22 protein-coding genes and 2 pseudogenes are annotated in these 22,366 nt (G+C 71.1%); 19 read left to right on the forward strand and 5 right to left on the reverse strand.

From position 1 onward, the window contains the following. The 8 genes and pseudogenes from aspA to G3I56_RS29210 form a co-directional block, all read left to right on the forward strand. Positions 1 to 199 (forward strand): annotated as a pseudogene (aspA, locus tag G3I56_RS29175) (aspartate ammonia-lyase); the annotation flags it as partial. 375 nt (positions 200 to 574) lie between these two features. Continuing rightward, positions 575 to 1,747 carry an FAD-dependent oxidoreductase gene (locus G3I56_RS29180; RefSeq protein WP_164414116.1) on the forward strand — a complete coding sequence of 391 codons (1,173 nt, stop codon included), beginning with the start codon at positions 575 to 577 and terminating at the stop codon, positions 1,745 to 1,747. 59 nt (positions 1,748 to 1,806) lie between these two features. Further along, positions 1,807 to 2,112: a (2Fe-2S)-binding protein gene (locus G3I56_RS29185; RefSeq protein WP_343240091.1), complete on the forward strand. Its 306-nt coding sequence runs from the start codon at positions 1,807 to 1,809 to the stop codon at positions 2,110 to 2,112. Continuing rightward, complete coding sequence (locus G3I56_RS29190) at positions 2,096 to 3,511, forward strand: NAD(P)/FAD-dependent oxidoreductase (RefSeq protein ID WP_164414120.1); 1,416 nt, start codon at positions 2,096 to 2,098, stop codon at positions 3,509 to 3,511. The genes G3I56_RS29185 and G3I56_RS29190 overlap by 17 nt, the downstream gene beginning before the upstream one ends. A 124-nt stretch (positions 3,512 to 3,635) precedes the next feature. Next, positions 3,636 to 4,532, forward strand: a complete 897-nt coding sequence (locus G3I56_RS29195; RefSeq protein ID WP_164414122.1) for a dihydrodipicolinate synthase family protein — start codon at positions 3,636 to 3,638, stop codon at positions 4,530 to 4,532. Between the two features lie 65 nt (positions 4,533 to 4,597). Continuing rightward, positions 4,598 to 5,599, forward strand: coding sequence for a proline racemase family protein (locus G3I56_RS29200; RefSeq protein WP_164414125.1), 1,002 nt, complete (start codon positions 4,598 to 4,600; stop codon positions 5,597 to 5,599). 42 nt (positions 5,600 to 5,641) lie between these two features. After that, on the forward strand, positions 5,642 to 6,313 hold the full coding sequence (locus tag G3I56_RS29205) for a GntR family transcriptional regulator (RefSeq protein WP_164414127.1): 672 nt from the start codon (positions 5,642 to 5,644) through the stop codon (positions 6,311 to 6,313). Between the two features lie 139 nt (positions 6,314 to 6,452). Next, positions 6,453 to 8,549, forward strand: coding sequence for a SpoIIE family protein phosphatase (locus G3I56_RS29210; protein ID WP_164414129.1), 2,097 nt, complete (start codon positions 6,453 to 6,455; stop codon positions 8,547 to 8,549). Between the two features lie 17 nt (positions 8,550 to 8,566). On the opposite strand, the gene G3I56_RS29215 is transcribed toward G3I56_RS29210, so the two are convergent. Next, on the reverse strand, positions 8,567 to 9,943 hold the full coding sequence (locus G3I56_RS29215; RefSeq protein ID WP_164414131.1) for a lanthionine synthetase LanC family protein: 1,377 nt from the start codon (positions 9,941 to 9,943) through the stop codon (positions 8,567 to 8,569). Between the two features lie 147 nt (positions 9,944 to 10,090). Here G3I56_RS29215 and G3I56_RS29220 point away from each other — a divergent pair, with 147 nt between their 5' ends. Continuing rightward, positions 10,091 to 10,615 carry a MarR family transcriptional regulator gene (locus G3I56_RS29220; RefSeq protein WP_164414133.1) on the forward strand — a complete coding sequence of 175 codons (525 nt, stop codon included), beginning with the start codon at positions 10,091 to 10,093 and terminating at the stop codon, positions 10,613 to 10,615. A gap of 44 nt (positions 10,616 to 10,659) precedes the next feature. Here G3I56_RS29220 and G3I56_RS29225 read toward each other — a convergent pair whose 3' ends face one another. Beyond that, positions 10,660 to 11,418 (reverse strand): DUF4142 domain-containing protein, encoded by a 759-nt coding sequence (locus G3I56_RS29225; protein WP_164414135.1) that lies wholly within the window; start codon positions 11,416 to 11,418, stop codon positions 10,660 to 10,662. 120 nt (positions 11,419 to 11,538) lie between these two features. On the opposite strand from G3I56_RS29225, the gene G3I56_RS29230 reads away from it, so the two are divergent. The 4 genes from G3I56_RS29230 (at position 11,539) to G3I56_RS29245 (ending at position 14,106) form a co-directional block, all read left to right on the forward strand. Then, positions 11,539 to 12,069, forward strand: a complete 531-nt coding sequence (locus G3I56_RS29230) for a MarR family transcriptional regulator (protein ID WP_164414137.1) — start codon at positions 11,539 to 11,541, stop codon at positions 12,067 to 12,069. Between the two features lie 132 nt (positions 12,070 to 12,201). Next, positions 12,202 to 12,819 (forward strand): DsbA family protein, encoded by a 618-nt coding sequence (locus tag G3I56_RS29235; RefSeq protein ID WP_164414354.1) that lies wholly within the window; start codon positions 12,202 to 12,204, stop codon positions 12,817 to 12,819. A 67-nt stretch (positions 12,820 to 12,886) separates the two neighbouring features. Further along, positions 12,887 to 13,693, forward strand: coding sequence for an MBL fold metallo-hydrolase (locus tag G3I56_RS29240; RefSeq protein WP_164414140.1), 807 nt, complete (start codon positions 12,887 to 12,889; stop codon positions 13,691 to 13,693). A gap of 2 nt (positions 13,694 to 13,695) precedes the next feature. Further along, complete coding sequence (locus G3I56_RS29245; protein WP_203690915.1) at positions 13,696 to 14,106, forward strand: nuclear transport factor 2 family protein; 411 nt, start codon at positions 13,696 to 13,698, stop codon at positions 14,104 to 14,106. A gap of 90 nt (positions 14,107 to 14,196) precedes the next feature. Here the strand turns inward: G3I56_RS29245 and G3I56_RS29250 are convergent, their stop codons facing one another. Then, a complete protein-coding gene (locus G3I56_RS29250) occupies positions 14,197 to 15,483 on the reverse strand; it encodes a HupE/UreJ family protein (RefSeq protein ID WP_164414144.1) in 1,287 nt (428 codons plus the stop codon). A gap of 67 nt (positions 15,484 to 15,550) precedes the next feature. Beyond that, positions 15,551 to 16,915 (reverse strand): DUF3500 domain-containing protein, encoded by a 1,365-nt coding sequence (locus G3I56_RS29255; RefSeq protein ID WP_239135171.1) that lies wholly within the window; start codon positions 16,913 to 16,915, stop codon positions 15,551 to 15,553. Between G3I56_RS29255 and G3I56_RS29260 the strand changes: the two genes are divergently transcribed. The 3 genes from G3I56_RS29260 to G3I56_RS45115 all read left to right on the forward strand — a co-directional run bounded on the left by G3I56_RS29260 (position 16,914) and on the right by G3I56_RS45115 (position 20,398). Next, entirely contained in the window at positions 16,914 to 17,618 is a 705-nt protein-coding gene (locus tag G3I56_RS29260) for a response regulator transcription factor (RefSeq protein WP_203690917.1), read from the forward strand. The genes G3I56_RS29255 and G3I56_RS29260 overlap by 2 nt on opposite strands. Continuing rightward, entirely contained in the window at positions 17,615 to 19,201 is a 1,587-nt protein-coding gene (locus tag G3I56_RS29265) for a HAMP domain-containing sensor histidine kinase (protein ID WP_203690919.1), read from the forward strand. The genes G3I56_RS29260 and G3I56_RS29265 overlap by 4 nt, the downstream gene beginning before the upstream one ends. 273 nt (positions 19,202 to 19,474) lie before the next feature. Beyond that, positions 19,475 to 20,398, forward strand: a complete 924-nt coding sequence (locus G3I56_RS45115; protein ID WP_343240084.1) for a hypothetical protein — start codon at positions 19,475 to 19,477, stop codon at positions 20,396 to 20,398. A 36-nt stretch (positions 20,399 to 20,434) separates the two neighbouring features. Here G3I56_RS45115 and G3I56_RS45120 read toward each other — a convergent pair. Further along, a pseudogene (locus G3I56_RS45120) lies at positions 20,435 to 20,593 on the reverse strand (recombinase family protein); the annotation flags it as partial. On the opposite strand from G3I56_RS45120, the gene G3I56_RS44150 reads away from it, so the two are divergent. The 3 genes from G3I56_RS44150 to G3I56_RS29295 all read left to right on the forward strand — a co-directional run bounded on the left by G3I56_RS44150 (position 20,523) and on the right by G3I56_RS29295 (position 22,294). After that, the gene (locus tag G3I56_RS44150) at positions 20,523 to 20,858 is read left to right on the forward strand and encodes a hypothetical protein (RefSeq protein WP_239135172.1); all 336 of its coding nucleotides are present in this window, start codon (positions 20,523 to 20,525) and stop codon (positions 20,856 to 20,858) included. The pseudogene G3I56_RS45120 and the gene G3I56_RS44150 sit on opposite strands and share 71 nt — an antisense overlap. A 2-nt stretch (positions 20,859 to 20,860) precedes the next feature. Further along, entirely contained in the window at positions 20,861 to 21,586 is a 726-nt protein-coding gene (locus G3I56_RS29285) for a cation transporter (RefSeq protein WP_164414150.1), read from the forward strand. A 483-nt stretch (positions 21,587 to 22,069) separates the two neighbouring features. Beyond that, positions 22,070 to 22,294 (forward strand): hypothetical protein, encoded by a 225-nt coding sequence (locus G3I56_RS29295; RefSeq protein ID WP_164414152.1) that lies wholly within the window; start codon positions 22,070 to 22,072, stop codon positions 22,292 to 22,294. Positions 22,295 to 22,366 lie beyond the last annotated feature (72 nt).

The following is a 22,366-nucleotide window of genomic DNA, read 5'->3' on the forward strand; positions in this document are numbered from 1 at the left end:
GGAGAACTCCATCGGCCTGGTCACCGCCCTCAACCCGTACATCGGATACACGGCCGCCACCGACATCGCCAAGGAGGCGCTCGTCAGCGGCCGGGGCGTCGCCGAACTCGTCCTGGAAAAAGGCCTGCTGCCCGCCGAACGCCTCGCCGACCTGCTACGCCCCGAGATCGTCGCGGGCAGCGGCCAGGTCCTGGCCTGACGGGCGCGGTGTGCCGCGGGGGCGGGGCCGGCGCGGAGTCGAAGACCGGGTGTGTGCCGCCTGCGCGCAGGCGGCACAGGTTCGCCAGGTCCGGTAACACCGCACTTCAACGGGTATCCGCAGGAAGTTTGATTCCGGTGCCCCCGAGGCAGGCCGATACTCCCGCCGTGATCGATGCGAACAACCCGCGTTCTGCCGACGGCCTGGACGTGGGGTGCCGAACGGCCTCACACCCCATCGCAGTACCGAGGCGGCGGCTTTGGCGCCGGCACGGCCGCGCCGGCGACGGGCGACGCGGCCGGGGCGGGCGGCTCGGCCGGCGGGTCGAGCCTAGGCGCCCTTGGCGAGAATAGAAACATGTGACATTGTACTGATGTGAGTAAGCGACTGACCTGCGACGTTGTGGTCATCGGTGCCGGAATGGTCGGCGCCGCCTGCGCCCTGTATCTCGCCCGGGCGGGCCTCGTGACCCTCGTCCTCGACCGGGGACCGGTGGCCGGCGGCACCACCGGCGCCGGTGAGGGCAACCTGCTCGTCTCCGACAAGGAGCCGGGGCCGGAGCTGGACCTCGCGCTGCTCTCCGCCCGCCTCTGGCACGAACTCGCCGCCGAGCCGGGCATCGGCGGCACCGTCGAGTTCGAGGCGAAGGGCGGGATCGTCGTCGCCTCCGACGCCGAGGGCATGGCCGCGCTGACCGGCTTCGCCGACAGACAGCGGGCGGCGGGCGTCGAGGCCGAGGTGGTCGACGCCGACCGACTCGCCGACCTGGAACCGCACCTGGCCCCCGGCCTCGCGGGCGGCGTGCGGTACCCGCAGGACTGCCAGGTGATGCCCTCCCTCGCCGCCGCCCAGGTCGTCCGGGCGGCCCGGCGGGCCGGAGCCGAGCTGCGCACCGGCACGGCCGTTACGGACATCCTGCGCGCGCCGGACGGTTCCGTGCACGGCGTACGGACGGCGGGGCACGGTGACATCCACGCCCCGGTCGTCATCAACGCGGCCGGCACCTGGGGCGGCGAGGTCGCCGCGCTGGCCGGGGTGCGCCTGCCAGTGCTGCCGCGCCGCGGCTTCGTCCTGGTCACCGAACCACTGCCGCCCGGCACCGTCCGGCACAAGGTGTACGCCGCCGACTACGTCGCCGATGTCGCCAGCGGCGACGCCGGGCTCCAGTCCTCCGCGGTCGTCGAGAGCACGGCCGCCGGCCCGGTGCTGATCGGGGCCAGCCGCGAACGGGTCGGCTTCGACCGGACCTTCTCCCTCCCCGTCGTACGCCGACTGGCCGCCCAGGCGACGGCGCTCTTCCCGGTCCTCGGCACGGTCCACGCGATGCGCGCCTACCTGGGCTTCCGCCCCTATCTGCCGGACCACCTGCCTGCCATAGGGGCCGATCCGCGGGCGCCGGGGCTCTATCACGCGTGCGGTCACGAGGGGGCGGGGATCGGGCTCGCGGTCGGCACGGGGCACCTGATCGCACAGTCGCTGACAGGCCGGCCGCCCGACCTCGATCTGACGCCGTTCCGCCCGGACAGGTTCGCGGGGGAGGAGCGGTGAGGAACATGCAGAGGACGAAGCGGGTGAAGAAGGTCGATAAGGTGAAGAAGGTACAGGAAGTGACTCCGCTGGAGCTGGCCAGGGCCCGGCCCGGAACCCCGTTCACCGTCACCGTGGACGGGGACGAGACCGACGCGCTGCCCGGTCGGACGGTCGCCGCCGTGCTCTGGTCCGTAGGCATCACCTCCTGGCGCCGCACCCGGGGCAGCGGTGCGCCACGCGGGATCTTCTGCGGCATCGGGGTTTGCTTCGACTGCCTCGTCACCGTCAACGACCGCCCCAACCAACGGGCTTGCCTCGTCCCGGCCGCACCCGGTGACGCGATCCGGACCCAGGAGGGCACCGGCCATGACGAACTCGGCTAGGCCCGTTCTCGCGGTGGTCGGCGCAGGTCCGGCGGGCCTCGCCGCCGCGCTGGCGGCGGCCGACCGGGGCGTCCGGGTCGTGCTGCTCGACGCCGGCGCGCAGGCGGGCGGGCAGTTCTACCGGCAGCCCGCGGCGGCACTGAGGGCACGCAGGCCGCAGGCCCTGCACCACGCCTGGGGCACCTGGAAGAAGCTGCGGAACCGACTGGCGGCGCATGTCGTGGCGGGTCGGATCACTCATCTGACCGATCGTCATGTATGGCTCGTGGAAAGAGAGTTCGCAGGGGGCAGCGGCTTCGGCGTGCACGCCCTCACCGGTCCCGGGCAGACCGGGTCGCAGACCGTCACCGCCGACGCAGTCCTCCTCGCCACTGGTGGCTACGAGAAGGTGCTGCCCTTCCCCGGCTGGACCCTCCCGGGTGTGGTCACCGCGGGCGGCGCGCAGGCGATGCTCAAAGGTGGCCTCGTCCTGCCGGGCCGTACGGCAGTCGTCGCCGGGACCGGGCCGCTGCTGATGCCGGTCGCGGCAGGCCTCGCCGCGGCGGGCGCCGAAGTCGTCGCGTACGTCGAGTCCACGCACCCCGCCGACTTCGTACGGCATGCGGCGACGCTCGCCGCCAACCCGGCGAAGGTCGCCGAGGCAGCCCGGTACGCGGCCCAACTGCTGCGCCACAAAGTGCCGGTGACGGTACGGCACACCGTCGTCGCGGCGCACGGCACCGACCACGTCGAGGCCGTCACCGTCGCCGCCCTGGACACCCACGGCCGGGTGCGGCCGGCCACCAGGCGGCGGATCGCCTGCGACACCCTGGCCGTCGGGCACGGCATGCTCGCGCACACCGACCTCGCCGAGACCCTGGGGTGCGCGATCGACGCCACCGGGGCCCCCTTCGTCGTCACCGACGCCGAGCAGCGCACCGACGTCGAGCGGGTCTGGGCGGCGGGCGAGGCCACCGGCATCGGGGGAGCGGTGCTCGCGCTGGCCGAGGGCGAGATCGCCGGACACTCGATCGCCGCCCGGCTGAGGGGAGCCGAGCCGCACCCCGCCGACCGGGCGACGGCCGTCCGGACCCGTACCCGGCTGCGGAAGTTCTTCGCCGCCCTCGACACCGCCTACGCCCCGCCCGCGCACTGGGCGGAACAGGTCGCAGACGACACCGTCGTCTGCCGCTGCGAGGAGGTGACGGCAGCGGAAGTCCGCGAGGCGGTCGAGGAGTTGGGCGCGACTGATCTGCGGACCGTCAAGCTCCTCACCCGCGCCGGGATGGGCTGGTGCCAGGGGCGGATCTGCGCGCCCGGCGTTGCCGGGGTCGCGGGTTGCCCGGTGGGTCCGGCCAAGCGGCCGTTCGCCCGGCCGGTGCCGCTGGGTGTGCTGGCGAAGGAGCCCGAGCGCTCATGACTGTGTGTTGTCCGCGGGTCCGTTGTGGCTGGTCGCGCCCACGCGGCGGAGCCGCAAATTGACACAGCCCCGCGCCCCTTCGGGGGCGCCCCCTCCTCCCCGCGATTTGAAAGCAGAGGTCTCCATGAGTAGCACCCCCACCCCCGTCTGGCGAGGCGTCCTCGTCGCCACCGCATTGCCCTTGAACGACGACCTGAGCGTCAACTTCGAGGCTTACGCCGACCATTGCCGCTGGCTCGTCGAGAACGGCTGCGACGGCGTCGTACCGAACGGCTCGCTCGGTGAGTACCAGGTGCTCACCGCCGAGGAGCGGGCGAAGGTCGTCGAGACCGCGGTCGCCGCGATCGGCGGGGACCGGGTGATGCCGGGCGTGGCCGCCTACGGCTCCGCCGAGTCCGCCCGCTGGGCCGCGCAGGCCAGGGACGCCGGCTGCGCCGCCGTCATGCTGCTGCCGCCCAACGCCTACCGCGGCGACGAGCGTTCGGTGCTCGCGCACTACGCGGCCGTCGCCGAGGCCGGTATCGACATCGTGGCGTACAACAACCCGATCGACACCAAGATCGACCTCACCCCCGAACTGCTCGCCCAACTGCACGCGGCCGGACTCATCAAGGGCGTGAAGGAGTTCTCCGGGGACACCCGGAGGATCTACCAGATCCAGGAACTCGCCCCGGAACTGGACGTGTTGATCGGCGCCGACGACGTCCTGCTGGAGCTGGCCACGGCCGGAGCGGTGGGCTGGGTCGCCGGTTACCCCAACGCCCTGCCCCGGGCGACGGTCGAGCTGTACCGCGCGGCCGTGGCGGGCGACCTGGCCACCGCCCTGCCGCTCTACCGGAAGCTGCACGCGCTCCACCGCTGGGACTCCAAGGTCGAGTTCGTACAGGCGATCAAGCTGTCGATGGACATCGTCGGCCGGCACGGCGGTCCCGTCCGCCCGCCGCGTATGCCGCTGCTGCCGGAACAGGAGAAGGCGGTCCGGGAGGCCACCGAGCAGGCCGTCGCCCTCGGCCTCGCCTGAGCCGACAGCACGCCGAGAGCAGGCCGACCCGCGTCGGCCCGAGTTGACCTGAGAGGATCGCGATCATGCGCAGCAAGCTCGTCCTGCACGCCGTCGACTCGCACACCGAGGGCATGCCGACCCGGGTCGTCACCGGCGGAATCGGCACGATCCCCGGCGACACCATGAACGAACGCCGGCTGTGGTTCCGCGAACACCGGGACGACGTACGGCACTTCCTGATGAACGAGCCGCGCGGGCACCCCGCCATGAGCGGGGCGATCCTCCAGCCGCCGACCCGGCCCGACTGCGACTACGGCGTCGTCTACATCGAGGTCTCCGGCTATCTGCCGATGTGCGGTCACGGCACGATCGGCGTGGCGACCGTGCTCGTCGAGACCGGCATGGTCCCGGTCGTCGAGCCGGTCACCACCATCCGCCTCGACACCCCGGCCGGGCTCGTCGTCGCCGAGGTGGCCGTGGAGGACGGCGTGGCGAAGGCGGTCACGATCCGCAACGTACCTTCGTTCGCGGTGGAGTTGGACCGCAAGGCGACCCTCGCCGACGGCCGCACGGTGACGTACGACCTCGCCTTCGGCGGCAACTTCTACGCCATCCTGCCCCTCGACGAGTTCGGCCTGCCCTTCGAGCGCGAGCGGAAGGACGACATCCTCGCCGCCGGACTCGCCCTGATGGACGCGATCAACGCCGACAGTCCACCCGTACACCCGGAGAACCCGACCATCAACGGCGTCCACCACGTCTACCTCGCGGCCCCCGGCTCGAACGCGACCCGCTCCCGGCACGCGATGGCCATCCACCCGGGCTGGTTCGACCGCTCGCCCTGCGGTACCGGCACCTCCGCCCGGATGGCCCAGCTGCACGCGCGCGGTGAACTCCCGCTGCACCAGGACTTCCTGAACGAGTCCTTCATCGGTACGTCGTTCACCGGGCGGCTCGTCGAGAGCACGGAGGTCGCCGGACGCCCCGCCGTGGTGCCCACGATCACCGGCCGCGCCTGGATCACGGGCACCGCCCAGTACCTGCTGGACCCGGACGACCCGTTCCCGGCCGGCTTCGTACTCTGACACCGCCCGACCCGAGATCCACCAGATCCACCAGGAGAACCCATGGCCGTTCAGCGCACCGGCCCCGCCCTGCCCAGCATCGGCGGGCCGCGGCCCAGTTACCGGGCGAGCGTCGCCGACGCGCTGAGGGCCGCGCTCGTCGCCGGTGAACTGCGGCCCGGCGAGGTCTACTCGGCGCCCTCGCTCGCCGCCCGCTTCGGCGTCTCGGCGACCCCGGTGCGCGAGGCCATGCTCGATCTGGTGAAGGAGGGCATGGTCGATCCCGTACCCAACAAGGGTTTCCGGGTCACCACGGTCTCGGAGGGGCAACTCGACGAGTACACCCACATCCGGTCGCTGATCGAGATCCCGACCACCGTCGGTCTCGCCGCGACCGCCGACCCGGTCGCGCTGGAGGCGCTGCGCACGCACGCGGAGGAGAGTGTCGCCGCGGCGGACAGCGGCGATCTCATCGCGCACGTCGAGGCCGACCGCCGCTTCCACCTCGGTCTGCTCGCGCTGGCCGGCAACCAGCACCTGGTCGAGGTCGTCGGCGACCTGCGCAAGCGGTCCCGGCTGTACGGGCTCACCGCACTGGCCGAACGTGGCCTGCTGAAGTCGACCGCCGAGGAGCACCTGGAGATCCTCGACGCGCTCCTCGCCCGGGACGCGGAGCGGGTACGGACCGTGATGACCCGGCACCTGGGCCATGTCCGGGGCGACTGGGCCCACTGAGCCCCACCCACCCCTGCTGAACCACTGAACTGAACCGCTGATCCGCTGAACCTCTTCCACGAATGGCGTACACGAACTCCGCGTGCGCGTTCGGACATGTTCGGTTGTTGCCGTCCGGGAGGGGGAGGACACTGAATCCATGGCCTCCGCGCGCGCTGACGACGACCACCAGGACGGACCTGACCTGGTGGAACAGGCGTTTCGGCAGGCGTCGTTCTCGATGTCCGTCTTCGACATCGAGCTGCGGTACCGGGGGCTCAACGACGTGGCCTGCCAGGTGATGGGCGTAGGGGAGGACGTGCTGCTCGGCCAGGTCTTCCCGTACGGCGTACCGGAGGACGTCCCGCAGCGCGGCCTGCTGAAAGCCATGCGGGACGTGGCCGCCACGGGCGAGCCCACGCACTACGAGGCCTTCTCACGGGCGCCCTCCGGGATCCGCGAGCACGCCTGGAACATGGAGCTGTGGCCCGTCCGGGACGCCTCGGGCGAGGTGTGCGCGGTCGGGATGGCCGCGTTCGACAGCAGTGAGCAGCACTGGGCGCGGCAGCGGCTGGCGGTCCTCGACGAGGCGGCCGTCTCCATCGGCACCAGCCTCGACCTCGACCGCACCGCCCAGGAACTCGCCGACCTGGCCGTTCCTCGGTTCGCCGACTTCGCCAGCGTCGACCTGCTGGAGGCGGTCATGCGCGGCGACGAGCCCCCCGAGGCCGGCCCGGACGACGAGGTCGTGCTGCGTCGCCTCGCCCACGCGGCCGAGAAGGTCGGGGCGCCCGGGGCTGTGCTCGGCCCGGGGGCCACCGACACGTACCCGCCGTACTCCCCGCCCGCCCGGGCGCTGCGCACGGGACAGCCGGTGCTCAGCCGCAGCGGCGCCCCCGACTTCGACCACTGGATGGCGAGCGCGGCCGAACGGGCCCGGAGCCTGCGCGGAGTCGTTGTCACCTCACTGGTGGCGGTGCCGCTCATCGCGCGCGGTACGACACTCGGGGTCGCCGTCCTGCTGCGCACCCGGCCCGACGTCTTCAACGAGGACGACTTCGTCCTGGCGAAGGAGCTGGCGAGCCGCGCCGCGCTCTGCGTCGACAACGCCCGCCGCTACACCCGCGAGCGCACCACCGCCCTCGCCCTCCAGGAGAGCCTGCTGCCGCGCGGCCCCTCCCGGCAGTCGGCGGTGGACGTCGCCTCCCGCTATCTGCCCACCGACTCACGCGCCGGCGTCGGCGGCGACTGGTTCGACGTCATCCCCCTCTCGGGCGCGCGCGTCGGCCTCGTCGTCGGAGACGTGGTCGGCCACGGCATCCAGGCGTCGGCGACCATGGGCAGACTGCGTACGGCGGTCCAGACACTCGCCGACGTCGACCTGCCGCCCGACGAGCTGCTGGCCCACCTCGACGACCTGGTCCTGCGCCTCGCCGCGGACGACGACAGTGCCACCGGCGGCGACCGGGTGGCCGTCGGCGCCACCGGGGCGACCTGCCTGTACGCGGTCTACGACCCGGTCTCCCGCGAACTGGCCGTCGCCAGCGCCGGGCACCCGCCGCCCGTACTGGTCCTGCCGGACGGCAGGACCCAGGTCGTGGACGTCAGCGTCGGGCCGGTGCTCGGAGTGGGCGGCCTGCCCTTCGAGACCACCGAGATCCAGCTGCCGGAGGGCAGCCTCGTCGCCCTGTTCACGGACGGGCTGGTCGAGCCCACCGAGGGCGACCCGGACCTCGGAATCGCCCTGCTGGCCCGGACCCTCGCGGACGGTCACGACGCGCACGCCTCGCTGGAGGACCGCTGCGACCGGGTCCTGTCCGCCCTGCTGCCGAAGAACCCCGGCGACGACGTCGCCCTGGTGCTGGCCCGCACCCGCGCCCTGGACGCCGGGCACGTCCGCGTCTGGGACCTGCCCGCCGACTTCGAGGTGGTCGCCGAGGCCCGCAGACGCGCCGTCGCCCAGTTGGAGCAGTGGGGCCTGGAGGATGCCGCCTTCGTCACCGAGCTGGTCGTCAGCGAACTCGTCACCAACGCGATCCGCTACGGCGCCGACCCGATCCAGCTCCGGCTGATCCACGACCGTACGCTCATCTGCGAGGTCTCCGACGGCAGCTCGACCTCCCCGCACCTGCGCCGGGCCAGGATCTTCGACGAGGGCGGCCGGGGTCTCCTCCTGGTCGCCCAGCTCACCACCAGCTGGGGCACCCGGCACACCAGGACCGGCAAGACGATCTGGGCGGAACAGGCGCTGAACTGACCCAATCCGCCGGGGGCTCAGGAAACAGCCGTACCGCCCGTCGTGCGCAGCCGCTCCGGTACCGCCCACCACTGGTCCGGCCGGTCCACCACCGCTGCGTCCGGCCCGGTCTCGACGAACCGGGCGAGCCGGAAGAGATACGCCGCGATGCCCGCCGCGCCCTGCATCCACGAGGTGCCCGGCGGCAGCAGCGGGTGCTCCTGACGGTGTTCGAGGAAACGCCAGCGGGCGCCCGCCTCGTCCCTGATCGCCCGCTCCACCAGCGCGTCGCCCATCACGAGCGCCGCCCGCACCAGCCTGTCCGCGGTGTCCGTGTCCCCGCAGTCCTGTGCCGCGTCCAGGAGTACGTCGCCCACACCCGCCGTGCCGCAGCAGCGGCCGTCGTTGTCCCAGAAGCCGGGGCGCAGCCGCTGCGGGACGCCCGAGGTGAGGAGCGAGGTCATGCAGCGCTGCCGCAGCTCGCCGACGCCCAGGCCCGACACCTCCGCCACGCCGGCGTGTGTCAGCGCCGAGAACAGGTGCGAGGTGCCCGCCGGACCGTGGCACCAGGTGTACGTCACCGGCTCGACCTCGCGCTTCGACGGCGGGATCGTGTGCGGAACGACGAAGCCGCCGTCGTCCAACTGGCCGACGGACAAGACGTGTTGGGCCCCCAGAGAGGCCGCCTCGACGAAGTCCTGCCGGCCCAGTGCCGCTCCCGCCACGGCCAGCGCCGAGGCCACTCCGGCGGTGCCGTGGGAGTAGTTCGGCGCCCGCCATTCCGTGGTCGCCCCGATGCCCCAGTCCAGGCCCGCCTCCGTACGGTGCGCCACCCGCAGCAGCGCCTCGCAGCCCGTCGTCGCGATCGGCTCCGCGAACTCGCCGCCCGCCCAGACGGCGGTCAGCACCACGCCCGCGGTGCCCATGATGATGTCGTTGAGGGGCGCGTCCGATCCGGCTTCGAAGTCGACGGTGGTCCGCCAGCCGTCGGGAGCCGCCAGCTCGGCCAGCCGCCGCAGCGCGACCGACTCCGTGCCCGCTGCGAGCAGCCTCAGCGCCGTCACGTCACCGGACAGGCCGTCGTACAGCGAGGGTTCCGTCCGGGTCTCCGCCGCCGCCGACAGTCTGGTCACGATCCCGGCCGCCAACGACCGCTCCCGCTCGGTCGGTTCGCGGTGGCGGGCGATCTCGGCCAGCACGGGGGCCAGGCCGGCGATCCCCGCGTACAGACAGTCGCGGTCCTTCGCGGGTACGGGGTCCGGACTGTCCTCCGCCGCGTCCTCGGACACCGTCTCCGGCAGCCACGGGCCGTCGTCCTCGCGGACCTGGTCCAGCACCCACGACCAGGCGGCCTCGCCCAGTTCCCGGTACCCGTCGTACGAACTCTTCACGTCGCTTGCATCGCTCTCCGGCACCCGGTCACGCTACAACCGCACGATCACCGCCGGAAGGCGCCCACCTGCGGCGGCGCGATGCTCCAGCGTCGCCGCCGCGGTCCTGGGCAAGGAAATCTGTTCCCAGCGCGGGCGGGAAGGTTCACTTCGGCACGGTAGAAAGGACCCATGGCGGAGCGCGAGACCCCCGCGGGGGACATGGACGATGTTGACGCGGTGACCCGTGCGGTGCTGACCGCGTCGCGGTTGCTGGTGGCGGTCTCCGCCCGTTCCCTCGCCGAGGTCGAGGAACGCGTGACGCTCCCGCAGTTCCGGATGCTGGTCGTCCTGTCCACGCGCGGCGACACCAAGTTGGTCACGCTGGCCGATCAGCTCCAGGTGGCCCCGTCCACCGCTATGCGCATGATCGACCGGCTGATCGCGGCAGGCCTCGCCGAACGGCACCTCAACCCCGACAACCGCCGTGAGACGCAGCTCGGCCTCACCGAGGAGGGACGTCGTACGGTCGAGGACGTCACGGCGCGACGGCGGACCGAGATCTCCGGGATCGTGTCACGCCTGGCCCCGGCCCAGCGGGCAGCGCTCGTCGAGGCACTCACCGTCTTCAGCGAGGCGGGCGGCGAGCCCCCGGCCCCGGCGGTGGGCGACACGGAGCCGCACCCACTCGGCTGGGCGGACAGCGCGATCGTCTGACGCTGTCCACGGCGGACGGGATCCGGGCGCCGGGCGGAGGGCTCTCAGCCCGCTGACGTCGACGTACCGGACGGTCCCGTGGGTGCCGGGGCGGCCGTGCGGATGTTCAGGTCCGGGCGCGGGGTGAGTGCGACCATCGGTGCGCCCTGCAGGGGCGGCGGCGGGGTCGTGTCGTCCTTGGGCAGTTTCGGCGGTGTGCTCTGCTGGAAGTTGACCTGGTCGATGTTGACCAGACCGGTGTTCTCCAGCACGGTGATGTGGTCGAGGACGGTGTCGTTGGCCAGGTCGGCCAGGGCGCGGACCATGACGTTCCTGGTGGTGGCGCGGGTCTTGGCGATGACCGGGAAGATCTGGCCGTGGGTCACCCGCATGATGGTGACCGCGGTGGAGTCGAACTCCCTGCCGGCGGCCGCGTCCGCGGTGGCCACGAACTGCTGCTGTTGCGGCGACGCCACGTTGGGCAGGACGACCCCGAGTTCGGGCGCGATCCTGCGGCACATGTCGTCGAGTCCGGCGTGACCGACGATCAGGTGCTTGCCGGCCTCCCTCATCTCCACGGTCGTGCCCCGATCCATCGCCATCTCGCCCAACGGGTACTCCCACAGCCCCGCCGCGCGCACCTTGACCACGAAGTCCCGGTCGGCCTCGGTCAGCGGTCCGTAGCGGGTGTTGGCGATCACGCGGTCCGGCGAACTCGTCGTGTTCTGCACCCCGAGCATGGCGGGATAGGCGAGCGCGGCGAGGGTCAGACCCATGGCGCCGAACACGAACACGTTTCCCGCCACTTTGGCCGAGATGGGCATGAGGGCCTCCTGATGTGAGCGGCTCGTACGCCAGGAGGTACGGGAAGGAGGCGACTTTCAATCATTGCGCAGGCTAAATTTTGCACTCTGCTAAATCTGTAGACACGGCATGATCGGTGGATGGCAGCTGTAGAGGGCGAGAGTGGTGGCGGCAACGCGGCCGGGCAGGCGGAGATCTCGTCGCCGCTGGAAGCCGCGAACAACGCGCTGGTGCTGGCGTTCGGGCGGTTGCAGGGCGCGGCGAACCGGCTGGAGTACATCCTCGGCCGGTCGCTGGAGCAGGAGTGCGGCATCAGTCACCTCATGTTCGAGGTACTGCTCATCCTGGGCCGGGCGGGTGAGCCCGGGCTGTCCATGCGGGCCGTCGCCCAGGAGCAGGTGCTGACCACGGGCGGTGCGACGCGTCTGGTGGACCGGATGGCGGCGGCCGGACTGGTCGAGCGCGCCGAGGATCCGGACGACCGGCGTGGCCGGCTGGTGCGTCTGACCCGGCTGGGGGAGGAGACCGCCGTGCGGGCGGCCCGGCTGCACGTGGAGAACATACGCCGCTATTTCATGGCGCCACTGCCGCCCGAGGACCGGGAGCGGTTCGCCGAAGACCTGCGCATCCTCAGTCATTCCGCACGGGACGAGTTGCCCCGCCTGCCCTGAGGTCGCGGGAGAGGGTGTGCCGGGTGTCACATGTGAGGGACGGGTCCGAGGAAATGTCTGACGCGTCAGTTACTGTTCTCTCAGGTGAAGCGCTCGCACCCGGTGGGCGCCACACCACTGCCGAGGTCCCCCATGAAGCTCGTCTACGTCTTCGATGCCTACTGCGGCTGGTCGCACGGTTTCTCCGGAACGCTGGGTGAGGTCGTCTCCCGTCACCCGGACGTGCCGGTGGAGGTGGTTTCCGGCGGTCTCTTCACGGGGCCGCGTCGGGTGCCGGTGCGGGAATTCGGGTACGTCCAGGGTGCGAACGCGCAGATCGCGGAGCTGACCGGCGCGGAGTTCGGTGCGGCGTACGAGGGTCTGATCGCCGACGGTTCGTTCGTGATGGACTCCGAGGTCGCCGCGCGCGGGATCGCCGCCCTGCGTCAGGCCGCGCCCGCCCGAGCGGCGGAACTGGCCGCCGCGTTGCAGCATGCTTTCTATGTCGAGGGCCTCAGCCTGTCCGACCCGGCGACCTACCGGAAGGTCGCCGAGGCGGCCGGTCTGGACGCCGACGCGGTGGTGGCCGCCTTCGAGGGGCCCGGGGTGCGGGTCGCGGCCGGGGCCGACTTCCACCGGGCCGCCTCGCTGGGTGTCACCGGCTTCCCGACGCTCCTGGCCGTCAACGGTGACCGGGTCACTGTGCTGGCCCGGGGGCATGCCACCGCCGACGAGGTCGACCGGCGGCTCGCGACCCTCCGTACCCCCTGAACCTGCCCTCCCCGTCCCCGCCCTCCCCGTCCCCCGCTCAACCCCCCTCACCCGCAAGGAGCTTTCGATGAGTGCCCTGTCCTTCAAGGTCCTGGACCTGGACTTCCCGGCCGGCAGCAAGAACAAGACGGCGACCCTCGTCACCGGCGAGAACGAGGCCCTGCTGGTCGACGCGGCGTTCACCCGCGCCGACGGTCACCGCCTGGCCGCCGAGGTCCTCGACTCGGGCAAGACGCTGACCACGGTCTTCGTCAGCCACGCGGACCCCGACTTCTACTTCGGCGCCGAGGTGATCGCGGACGCTTTCCCCGACGCGGTGTTCGTGGCGACGCCGCTGGTGATCGAGCACATCCGGGACTCCTACGAGGGCAAGCTCAAGGCTTGGGCGGCGCTCGGCCCGAACCTGCCCACCCGCCTGGTGGAGATCGCCCCGCTGACGGGTGACCTCACTCTGGAGGGTCACCGTTTCGAGGTGAAGGGCGGCCCGGCCACGCTGCCCGATCGCCACTACCTGTGGCAGGCCGAGGCGCGTGCCCTGCTGGGCGGTGTGCTGCTCTTCCAGCAGGAGCACGTCTGGGTCGCCGACACCGCCACCCCGGGTGACCGCGCCGCCTGGATCACCCTGCTCGACGAGATGGCCGCGCTCGACCCGGAGTTGGTCGTCCCCGGTCACCGGCTGCCCGGGACAGCGGCCGACGCGTCCGCGATCACGGCGACGCGGGAGTACCTGGTCGCGTTCGAGGAGGAACTGGCCACGGCTGCGGACGGTGCGGCGCTGACGGAGGCGCTGGTCAAGCGTTACCCGGACAACGGGATGCTGATCGCCGCGCAGATCGGTGCGAAGGTCGCCAAGGGTGAGATGAAGTGGGGCTGACCATGACCGAGTTCGAGACTTCCGCGGCGCCCGCGGACGTCGTGCGCCGTCAGTACCTCGCCTCCGCGGCCGGTGACCTGGACGCTCTGCGCGCGACTCTCGCTCCGGATGTGGAGTGGACGGAGATGGCGGGCTTCCCGCTGGCCGGCACCTACCGGACTCCCGAGGGCGTCACCGCCAATGTGATGGAGCAGCTGGGCAAGGAGTGGGAGGGCTGGGCGGCGCACGACGACACGTATGTCGTGGACGGGGAGAACGTCGTGGTCCTGGCCCGCTACACCGCGGCCAACAAGGCCACCGGCAAGCCGATCGACGTCCGTGTCGCCCACCACTTCGTCGTACGCGGTGGACTCATCGTCCGCTTCGAACAGTTCGTCGACACCGCCCTCGTCCGCGACGCCATGGCCCACTGACCTGGTCGTCATCGCGATTCCTCGTGGACGTGGACGTGGACGTGGATGAGCACGGTGACGCGGATGTGAATGTGGATGTGGATGTGCTGGTCAGTGCTCCTGTGCTGTCCGGTGCGTCCGCGTTCCGGCTCCGTGGGCGGCTGCCGCCAGGCAGGCGACCGTCGTCGCGACCCACAGAGGATGACCCACCAGCCAGGTCTGCACGCCCTCGAAGGGGTCGGTGGAGGTGAGGGTCGCGCGTTCGAGCATCCAGGACGACGAGAAGAGCAGGCCGACGACCGCCACGGTGATGCGGAAGGCCGGGTAGAAGCGGGTGCGGGCCAGGACGAGCAGCGACGGCATCAGCAGGGCCACGACCAGCAGCTGGGTCAGTTCGATACCCAGGTTGAACCCGAGCAGGGTGGTCACCAGGGAGCCCCGGTCCAGACCGAGGTCGGTGATCAGGGAGGCGAAGGCCAGGCCGTGGATCAGGCCGAAGCCGGATGCGATCACGACTTCGCCGTGCGCCACCAGAGGGCGGATCGCGTGGATCGCCGACACCGCGATCGAGAGCGCGATCAACGTCTCCACCGGGCGGGTCGGAAGGTCGATCACTCCCGTCGCCGCCAGGGCCAGGGTGAGCGAATGGCCCACCGCGAACGCCGACACCACATGCACGACCCGCATGATCGCCCGCCGCCGTGACGCCGCCGGGCGCCAGCTGCCACCGGCCGCCACCAGGGGTGCCGGGATCAGCAGCATGAGCAGGAAGAGCAGATGGTCGGCGCCTTCGCCGATGTGCTCGATGCCGAGGGCGGCCGTCGCGGCGAAGCCCCGTAGCCAGGAACCCTCGTCCGCCGGGACCGTGAGGGTCTTCGTCGCGTGGTCGAAGACACCCAGGGTCTCGGCGTCGTCCGTCTTCAGGATGCCCCGGTCGAAGTCGTACCCGACGGTGACGATGACCTTGTGCGTGAGCAGTTCCTCGACGATGACGTCGTACTGCAGGTCGAAGGCGGTGACGTCGCCGTCGGGCGGACGGATCTCCAGGGGGTAGACGAGGTGGGGTGACGCGTCGATCGACCTGACCGTTCCCGTGCCGAGTTCCACCGTCCAGGGCTTGCCGTCCTTGCCGACAGCGCTGATGTGCTGGGCCGTGTAGCTCTTCAGGAACGCCCGGTCGGTGCCCAGGACGCGGGCTCCGGTCAGGTCGCGGTCCACCGCGATGGACAGACGGTCCAGGGGGAGCTGGATCTCGCCGGTCACGCTGTCGTCGCCGATGTCCAGGAGAACCGCCGAGGTGGCCATCGGGTGCGCCTCGGCCGTCGGCGCCAGGAGGCTGGTCAGGAAGAAGGCCGCGAGGAGGAGCGCGGGCAGCAGACGGTACGCCGGTTTGCTCATGATCTGTCCTGTGTCCCTACGTTCCCGTGTCCGGTGTCCCGTGCTCCTCCGCGCGGCTTCTGCTCCGTCAGTTCCAGCCGTAGTCGGCCGTCTCGTCCCGGAAGATCGTGTGCTGGTGGATCTCGTCGGTCGAGGCGCCGGGCTGGTTGGAGAACTCGATCCAGGCGGACGGGCCGTCGAGGCGTACGTATGTCTGGTCGTTGTCGAGGGTCGTGCCGCCGCTCCACCCGATGTACGTCTTGTTGTACTCGGAGACGTACTTGGCGAGGAGCCGCTTGGCGGCCGCCTCGTCGAGGTCGTCCACCCATGCCTTCAGCATCGCGGTGACCTTGGCCTGCTGCTTCTTGGTGAGGGAGCTGACGAGCACGCCCTCGGGATTCGTCGGGAAGGGGCCGTCGTTGCCCGGGCCCAGGAACAGGTCGTCGAAGCTGCCGTCGATCTCCGCGGAGGTCAGCTCGGTCGCGGTCAGGGACTGGATCGCGCCGATGGTGGCGGTCCGCTTGTCCTCCAGCGGGGCGTAGAACATCTCCTCCCAGTCGAACTCCATCGGCTCGACGGCGGTCAGGGTCGGGGAGATGGACACGTTCTGGCCGGCGTAGGTGAGGTTGTACGCCGCGTGGTGGCCGCCGTACTGGAGCGTGAACTGGCCGGTTTTGCTGGGCTGCCCGAAGAAGGAGATGTAGTACCACTCCGAGCCGAAGTTGGCGCCACCGCCACCGCCACCGCCACCGCCCCCGCCGCCACCCGGGGGACGGGTGCCGCCTCCGGTGGGAGTGCCGCTCGGAGTGCCGGTCGGGGTCGTGCTCGGGGTCGTGCTCGGGGTGGCCGACGGGGTGCTGGTCCCGTCGTCGGCCGTCAGCGAGGCGAGGTAGTCGTCGGCCTTGCGGATCTCGACGAGTTCCTCGTACCCCTGCTTGCTGAGCGCGGCCTCCATGACCTTCAGGGCCGCGGCCTCCTGCTCGTCGGTGAGGTCACCCAGCTTGAGGCCGTTGCGCTCCACAACGGGGGTCGGGAAGTTGGACCAGCCGGTCTTCTTGGCAGCGTCGTCGAAGTCGTACAGGACGGTGTCCTGCTGCTCGGCGGAGAGCGTCGCCAGGAACGCGTTGGCGGCGGCCACGACCTTGGCCGTGTTCGCGCCTCCCACGCCCTTGACCTTCTTCGCGACCTGGGCCGCGTTCAGGGCCGCCGGTGCGACCGAGGACGCGGTGGTCGCGGCGGAACAACCGGTGACGCCCAGGCTGACGCATACGGCCAGAGCTGTCATGGTGCGGCGCATGGAGACTCCTGTGGAGGGGGTGATCAGGAGATCCCATGGTGTGCGGCCGTCCTTGGACCCCGGCGGGAGCTGTTCGGGAATTGGATGAGAACCGAGGACGATGTCCGCCGGCAGCACGTGGGCTGTCGCCCGTCCGTGGGCCATCATGAAGCGCATGCCGAACCGTGTCCTCATAGCCGACGACGATCGTGCGATCCGTGAATCCCTGGAACGCGCCCTGGAGCTGGAGGGCTACGAGGTCGTCACCGCCGCCGACGGCGTGGAGGCGCTGACCCAGGCCCGCCGGGGTGACTTCCACGCGCTCGTCGTGGACGTGATGATGCCCCACGTCGACGGCGTCGGGGTGTGCCGGGTACTGCGCGCAGACGGTGACCGTACCCCGGTGCTGATGCTCACCGCGCGGGCCGGGACGCCGGACCGCATCACCGGCCTGGACGCGGGCGCCGACGACTATCTGGCCAAGCCCTTCGCGGTGCCCGAACTCCTGGCCAGGCTACGGGCGTTGCTGCGCCGGGCCGCACTGACACCCGACGCCGACGAGGAAGCCGACGCGTTCCGCGCCGAACTGCGGATCTCCTCACTGCGGATCGACCCCTCCGGGCGGCGGGCCTGGTGGGGCGGGGACGAACTGCGGCTGTCCAAGACCGAGTTCGACCTGCTGGAGCTGCTCGTGCGCAACGAGGGCATCGTGCTCGGCCACGCGAGCGTCTACCGGGAGATATGGGGCGAGGACTTCGCCGTGGACGGCAAGAACCTCGCCGGATACATCGGCTATCTGCGGCGCAAACTGGGTGACGCCGGCGCGCCCGACCTCATCCACACCGTGCGGGGCGTGGGTTATGCGGTGCGGCGGCCATGAGCACACGGTCAGGGCTGGTCACGCGTCTGCGGGCACGGCGACGATCGCTGCCGCTGCCGCTGTCACGGGTGGTGGGGGTGGCGCGGGGGCTGAAGGGTTCGGGGCCGCGGGCCACCTTCGTACTGAGTCTGCGTACGCGGTTCGCGCTCGCCTTCGCTGTCGTGGGCGCCGTGGTCGCCGTACTCGTCGGGCTGCTCAGCTATGGTGCCGCCTCCGACCGGGTCATGGCGGAGATCGACCGGACGCTGCGGTCGGCCACGGTGGCCGTGGCCCAGAATCCCGACCAGGCGCTGTCCCTGTCCGAGGCGGTCGAACGCGCCCCGGACCTCTATCCGGGCCCGGACCTGCCCGGTCCCGGTGACGAGGGCGCGCGGATCGTCATCGCGCGGGCCGTGGCCAAGGATGGCAGCGTCACCCAACTGGGCGGCCCAGCCGTGCGGTTGCCCGTGTCCGGCATCGCGCGGACGCTCGCCGCCTCCGGCACCGCCGGACAGGCGGACACCACCGAAGTCGTCGCCGACTCCCACGCGTTCCGCCTGCTGACCACCGCGCTCGGCGGCGACCGCGGGGCCCTGCAGGTGGCCGTACCGGTCGACCAGACCCACTACGTGCTCGGCGGCATGGCCCGGGAGATCGCCGCGGCGAGCCTCACGGTCATGCTCGCGGCGGCGTGCGCCGGATGGCTGCTCGCCCGGCGCATCACCCGACGCCTGGAACGGTTGGCCGGGGTCGCCGAAGAGGTCAGCGTCGGAGACCGGTTCGACGGCTCGGGACTGGTGGACGGACGCGACGAGGTGGGGCGGCTCTCGGCCTCCCTGAGTCGGATGCTCGGCCGGCTCGCCGCCGCCCGTGAGGCCCAGGAGCGGCTGGTGCAGGACGCCGCGCACGAACTGCGCACCCCGCTGACCAGCCTGCGTACGAACGCCACTGTGCTCCGCCGGGTCAACGAACTCTCCCCGTACGCCCGTGACCGGCTCCTCGACGATGTGGAGGGCGAGACCGAAGAACTCGGCCAACTGGTCGACGAACTGGTCGAGTTGGCCATGGCCAGGGATCGGAAGGAGGCCGAGGAACCGGTGGAACTGGCCGCGCTCGCCCGGTGCGTGGCGCAGCGCGTCCACCGGCGCACCGGACGTTTCGTGCTGCTCGACGTCGACGACTCCGTGATCAGGGGCCGCCGCCAGGGGCTCGAACGGGCGGTGGGCAACCTGCTGGAGAACGCCGCCAAGTTCGACGCCGACAGCGACTCCCCGGTCGAAGTGCGCATCCGGCAGGGGGAGATCACCGTCGCCGACCACGGTCCGGGCATCGCCGCGGCCGACACCGTGCGCGTGTTCGACCGCTTCTACCGCGCCGGCACCGCCCGCGCCCTGCCCGGCTCCGGGCTCGGCCTGGCCATCGTCCGCGATGTCGCCGAGGCCCACGGAGGCACGGTCTTCGCCCGGACCCGGGCGGGCGGGGGCGCGGAGGTGGGGTTCACGGTGGAGAAGTCCCGGCTGCTGGGACCGGAGGTGCCGGGGGAGAAGGCGGCGGGGACTGACAAACGGACCCAGGGTGCGCGGGGGAACGGTGCAGGGCCGTAGGCAGTTGCCGGGGAGAGGAACGGAAACCGTCCACACAAACCGCCACCGGAGCGACGGTATCCACTCCTCAGATGACCCGGAAGAGACCAGCGAGTCCTGTGACCTGCCGCGATGGGTGTCTCCTGGCTGCTGACCTGCGTTAATGTCCTTTCTGCTGTTTCACGCTCATGCCTGTTGATGCGGCCGGAAGTCCCAGAAAAGTCCCAGGAGACTCCCACCGTCCGCTGTCACTCTTTCGGCTCTATGCAGAGTGTGCGGGTGCGGTGTCGGCTGGTGTTCGTGCATCGGTGGTCGGTCCTGAACGAACGGGAACGCGTGCTTCTCGAACGGCTCGCGGCCGGAGAGGAGCCCGGAGCCTGGGCGCCGGGTGAATGGCGCTCGGCTCATGCCCTGCGTGATCGCGGGCTGCTGACGATCAGCCGCAGTGGCGGTGACGTACGTATCGAGGTCACTGAGGCTGGACGGTTCTACCTTCGGCATGGACATCATCCAGACGACCCGGCGGTCGCGGACGTCGGTGTTCACGGAGTGTCCGCCGAACCTGTGGCGCCGGCGAAAGGGGGAGGGCAGCGCGGGGTTACGAGCCGAAAGCGCAGCCTGACGCCTTACAGCGAGCGGCCCGTCGCACGCGCTCGACAGGCGAAGGCGCGGGAGTTGATCGAGCGGCTGGTTGCCGAGGGGCGTGTCCGTCTTGTCGACCCCGGTGACGACGAGGTCGCGGAGTGGCGGCGCGTCGTCGATTGCGCGAAGCGACACGGCTTGGAACCGCCGGGCAAACGCATCGAGAAGGCGGGCTTCGGCGCACGTGGGTTGGAGTTGCGCCTCGTAGAGGGCTCGCATCCCAATTCACGGAGCCAGCGGCCGAAAGACGACGCGTCGGTGGTCCCGGTACCCGCGCGACCGAGCGCCCTCCATCCGGCTGTGGTTGCGCTCAAGGACGACGAGGGGCAGCTGGTGATTCCGCCTGTGCTCCGTCGCCGGTCGCTCCTGATGCTGCATGCGCTGGCTGCCGAGGCGGTGCGGCGAGGGTACGAGGTCAGGCGCGGACGGTTGTACTACTCCCGGCGCGAAGGCGGAGTCGACGTGATCGTCGACGGCTTCGCGTACGCGGTCACCGTCAGGCAGGAGTTCCCACAGTCCACGAACCCGGAGCGCTCCGCGCGCCTCGTCGTCGAACGCGACGCAGCGCTCGCGTAGTTCGGCGAACATGTTGATGACGTCCTGGAGGCTGTGGCCGAAGCGGTCGAGTGAGGGGACCGTGAGGGTGTCGCAGGGGTCGAGGAAGGCGTGGCACGCCTTGAGCTCGGGGCGGAGGGCGGTCTTGCCGGACTTCTTGCTCGCGAAGATCTTCCTGCACCTGGCGACGGCGAGGGTGTCGATATGGCTTTCCAGCCTCTGCCCGCCGGTCGGTACCTGTGCAGTATCCGATCTTGATCTCGGTGCGGACGAGGGGATCGCGACGAGGAGGTCTGGGTGGGCAGCCCGTTCGAGGGCGGTCATGGCCCCGGATCATGTCAGCGATCCCGACGGCCGCCGCACCCGCTACGAACTCGCCGACGAACGCCTCGGCCAAGCGCTGGACGGCCTTCGCAGTGTGGTGGTCGCCGTCGAGACCGACCGCACCTGTGTCGACGCCGACGAGAAGGGCTGTTGCTGACCATGACCGCCGAGATGTCGATATCCCGCGGTGTTTCCCCGGTCCGCCGCGATGTGCTCACCCGCCGGATACGCCTGCTGGTCACCGCGACCATCACCTACAACGTCATCGAGGCGATCGTCGCCCTCACCGCCGGCACCCTCGCCTCGTCCACCGCCCTGATCGGCTTCGGTCTGGACTCCGTCATCGAGGTCACCTCGGCTGCAGCGGTCGCCTGGCAGTTCTCCGCCCGCGAGCACGCCGTACGCGAAGCCCGGGAGAAGACCACCCTGCGGATCATCGCGCTGTCGTTCTTGGTGCTCGCCGCCTACGTCACCGTCGACGCCGTACGCGCCCTGACCGGCACCGGCGAGGCCGAACGCTCGCTGCCCGGCATCGTGCTCGCCGCCCTCTCCCTCGCGATCATGCCGTTCCTGTCCGCCGCCCAGCGCCGCGCCGGCCGCGAACTCGGCTCCGCCAGCGCGGTCGCCGACTCCAAACAGACCCTGCTGTGCACCTACCTCTCCGCCGTGCTCCTGGTCGGCCTGGTCCTCAACGCCACCCTCGGCTGGTCCTGGGCCGACCCCTTCGCCGCCCTCGTCATCGCCGCCGTCGCTGTAAAAGAAGGCCGCGACGCCTGGCAGGGCAAGGGCTGCTGCGCGCCCGCGACCGCTGCTGCGGTGCCGGCCGCCGGCCCCGAGGTCGCCGACGAATGCGGCTGCGGCCCTGGTTGCGCCTGCTGCAACTGACCGTCCACGCACGCCGATCCGGCCCTCTGCCGGCTGAGGAACCTACGGCTGCGGGGTCATCCATGTCGCACCCATTCGTCGGCTTACGGCTCCACGCGCCTACACCTCGATGTGCGAGCCCATGATGACCGTGCGGTCGCGGGGCAGGCTGAAGTACTCGGCGGCGTCGGACGTGATGCAGGAGGTGGCGATGAACAGCTGCTTGCGCCAAGGCGCGCCATCGTCGGGGCTTTCCCGCGGCGCAGCTCGATCTTCGACAGGAAGTAGGACGCCTGGTCGAGTCGGAGCGGGCCTTCGTTTTCGGCCGGGTCATGGCCAGTGCGCCGGGCGCGTCCGGGGTCTCCATGTAGCCGAACCAGGCGGTGACGTGGATGATCCCGTCGTCGCTGTACCCGAGGTCGTCGACGAAGATCTGCTCCTCGGCCGGTACGCGGGCGATGGGCTCGGTCGCCGGGCAGGCCAACCGAGGGCACGCTGGGAAGCGTGAGCAGTGCGCCGATCGTCGTACACCCGCCTTCCAACACGGTCGGCCGGAGAGTCACCGTGCACTCCCAGGGCCGGGACGAAATCCTCGGCACCGCTTACAGCGATCACGATTTGGTGGTCTTCCTCGAGGGCGCGGGCATCCAGGATCCCGACAGCATCCTGGACGACGACCGCTGGATCGAGTGGCGCGGCGGTCGCGCGCACCATTGGAGTGCTGCCTGAGCTGCTCCCCATCGTCTTGCGGCTGCGTGCGGGCTCGGTCGACCTTGCGGGTGCACCGCGACGTGCAAGTCA

This window comes from Streptomyces sp. SID12488 (assembly GCF_010548275.1).
Classification (GTDB): Bacteria; Actinomycetota; Actinomycetes; order Streptomycetales; family Streptomycetaceae; genus Streptomyces.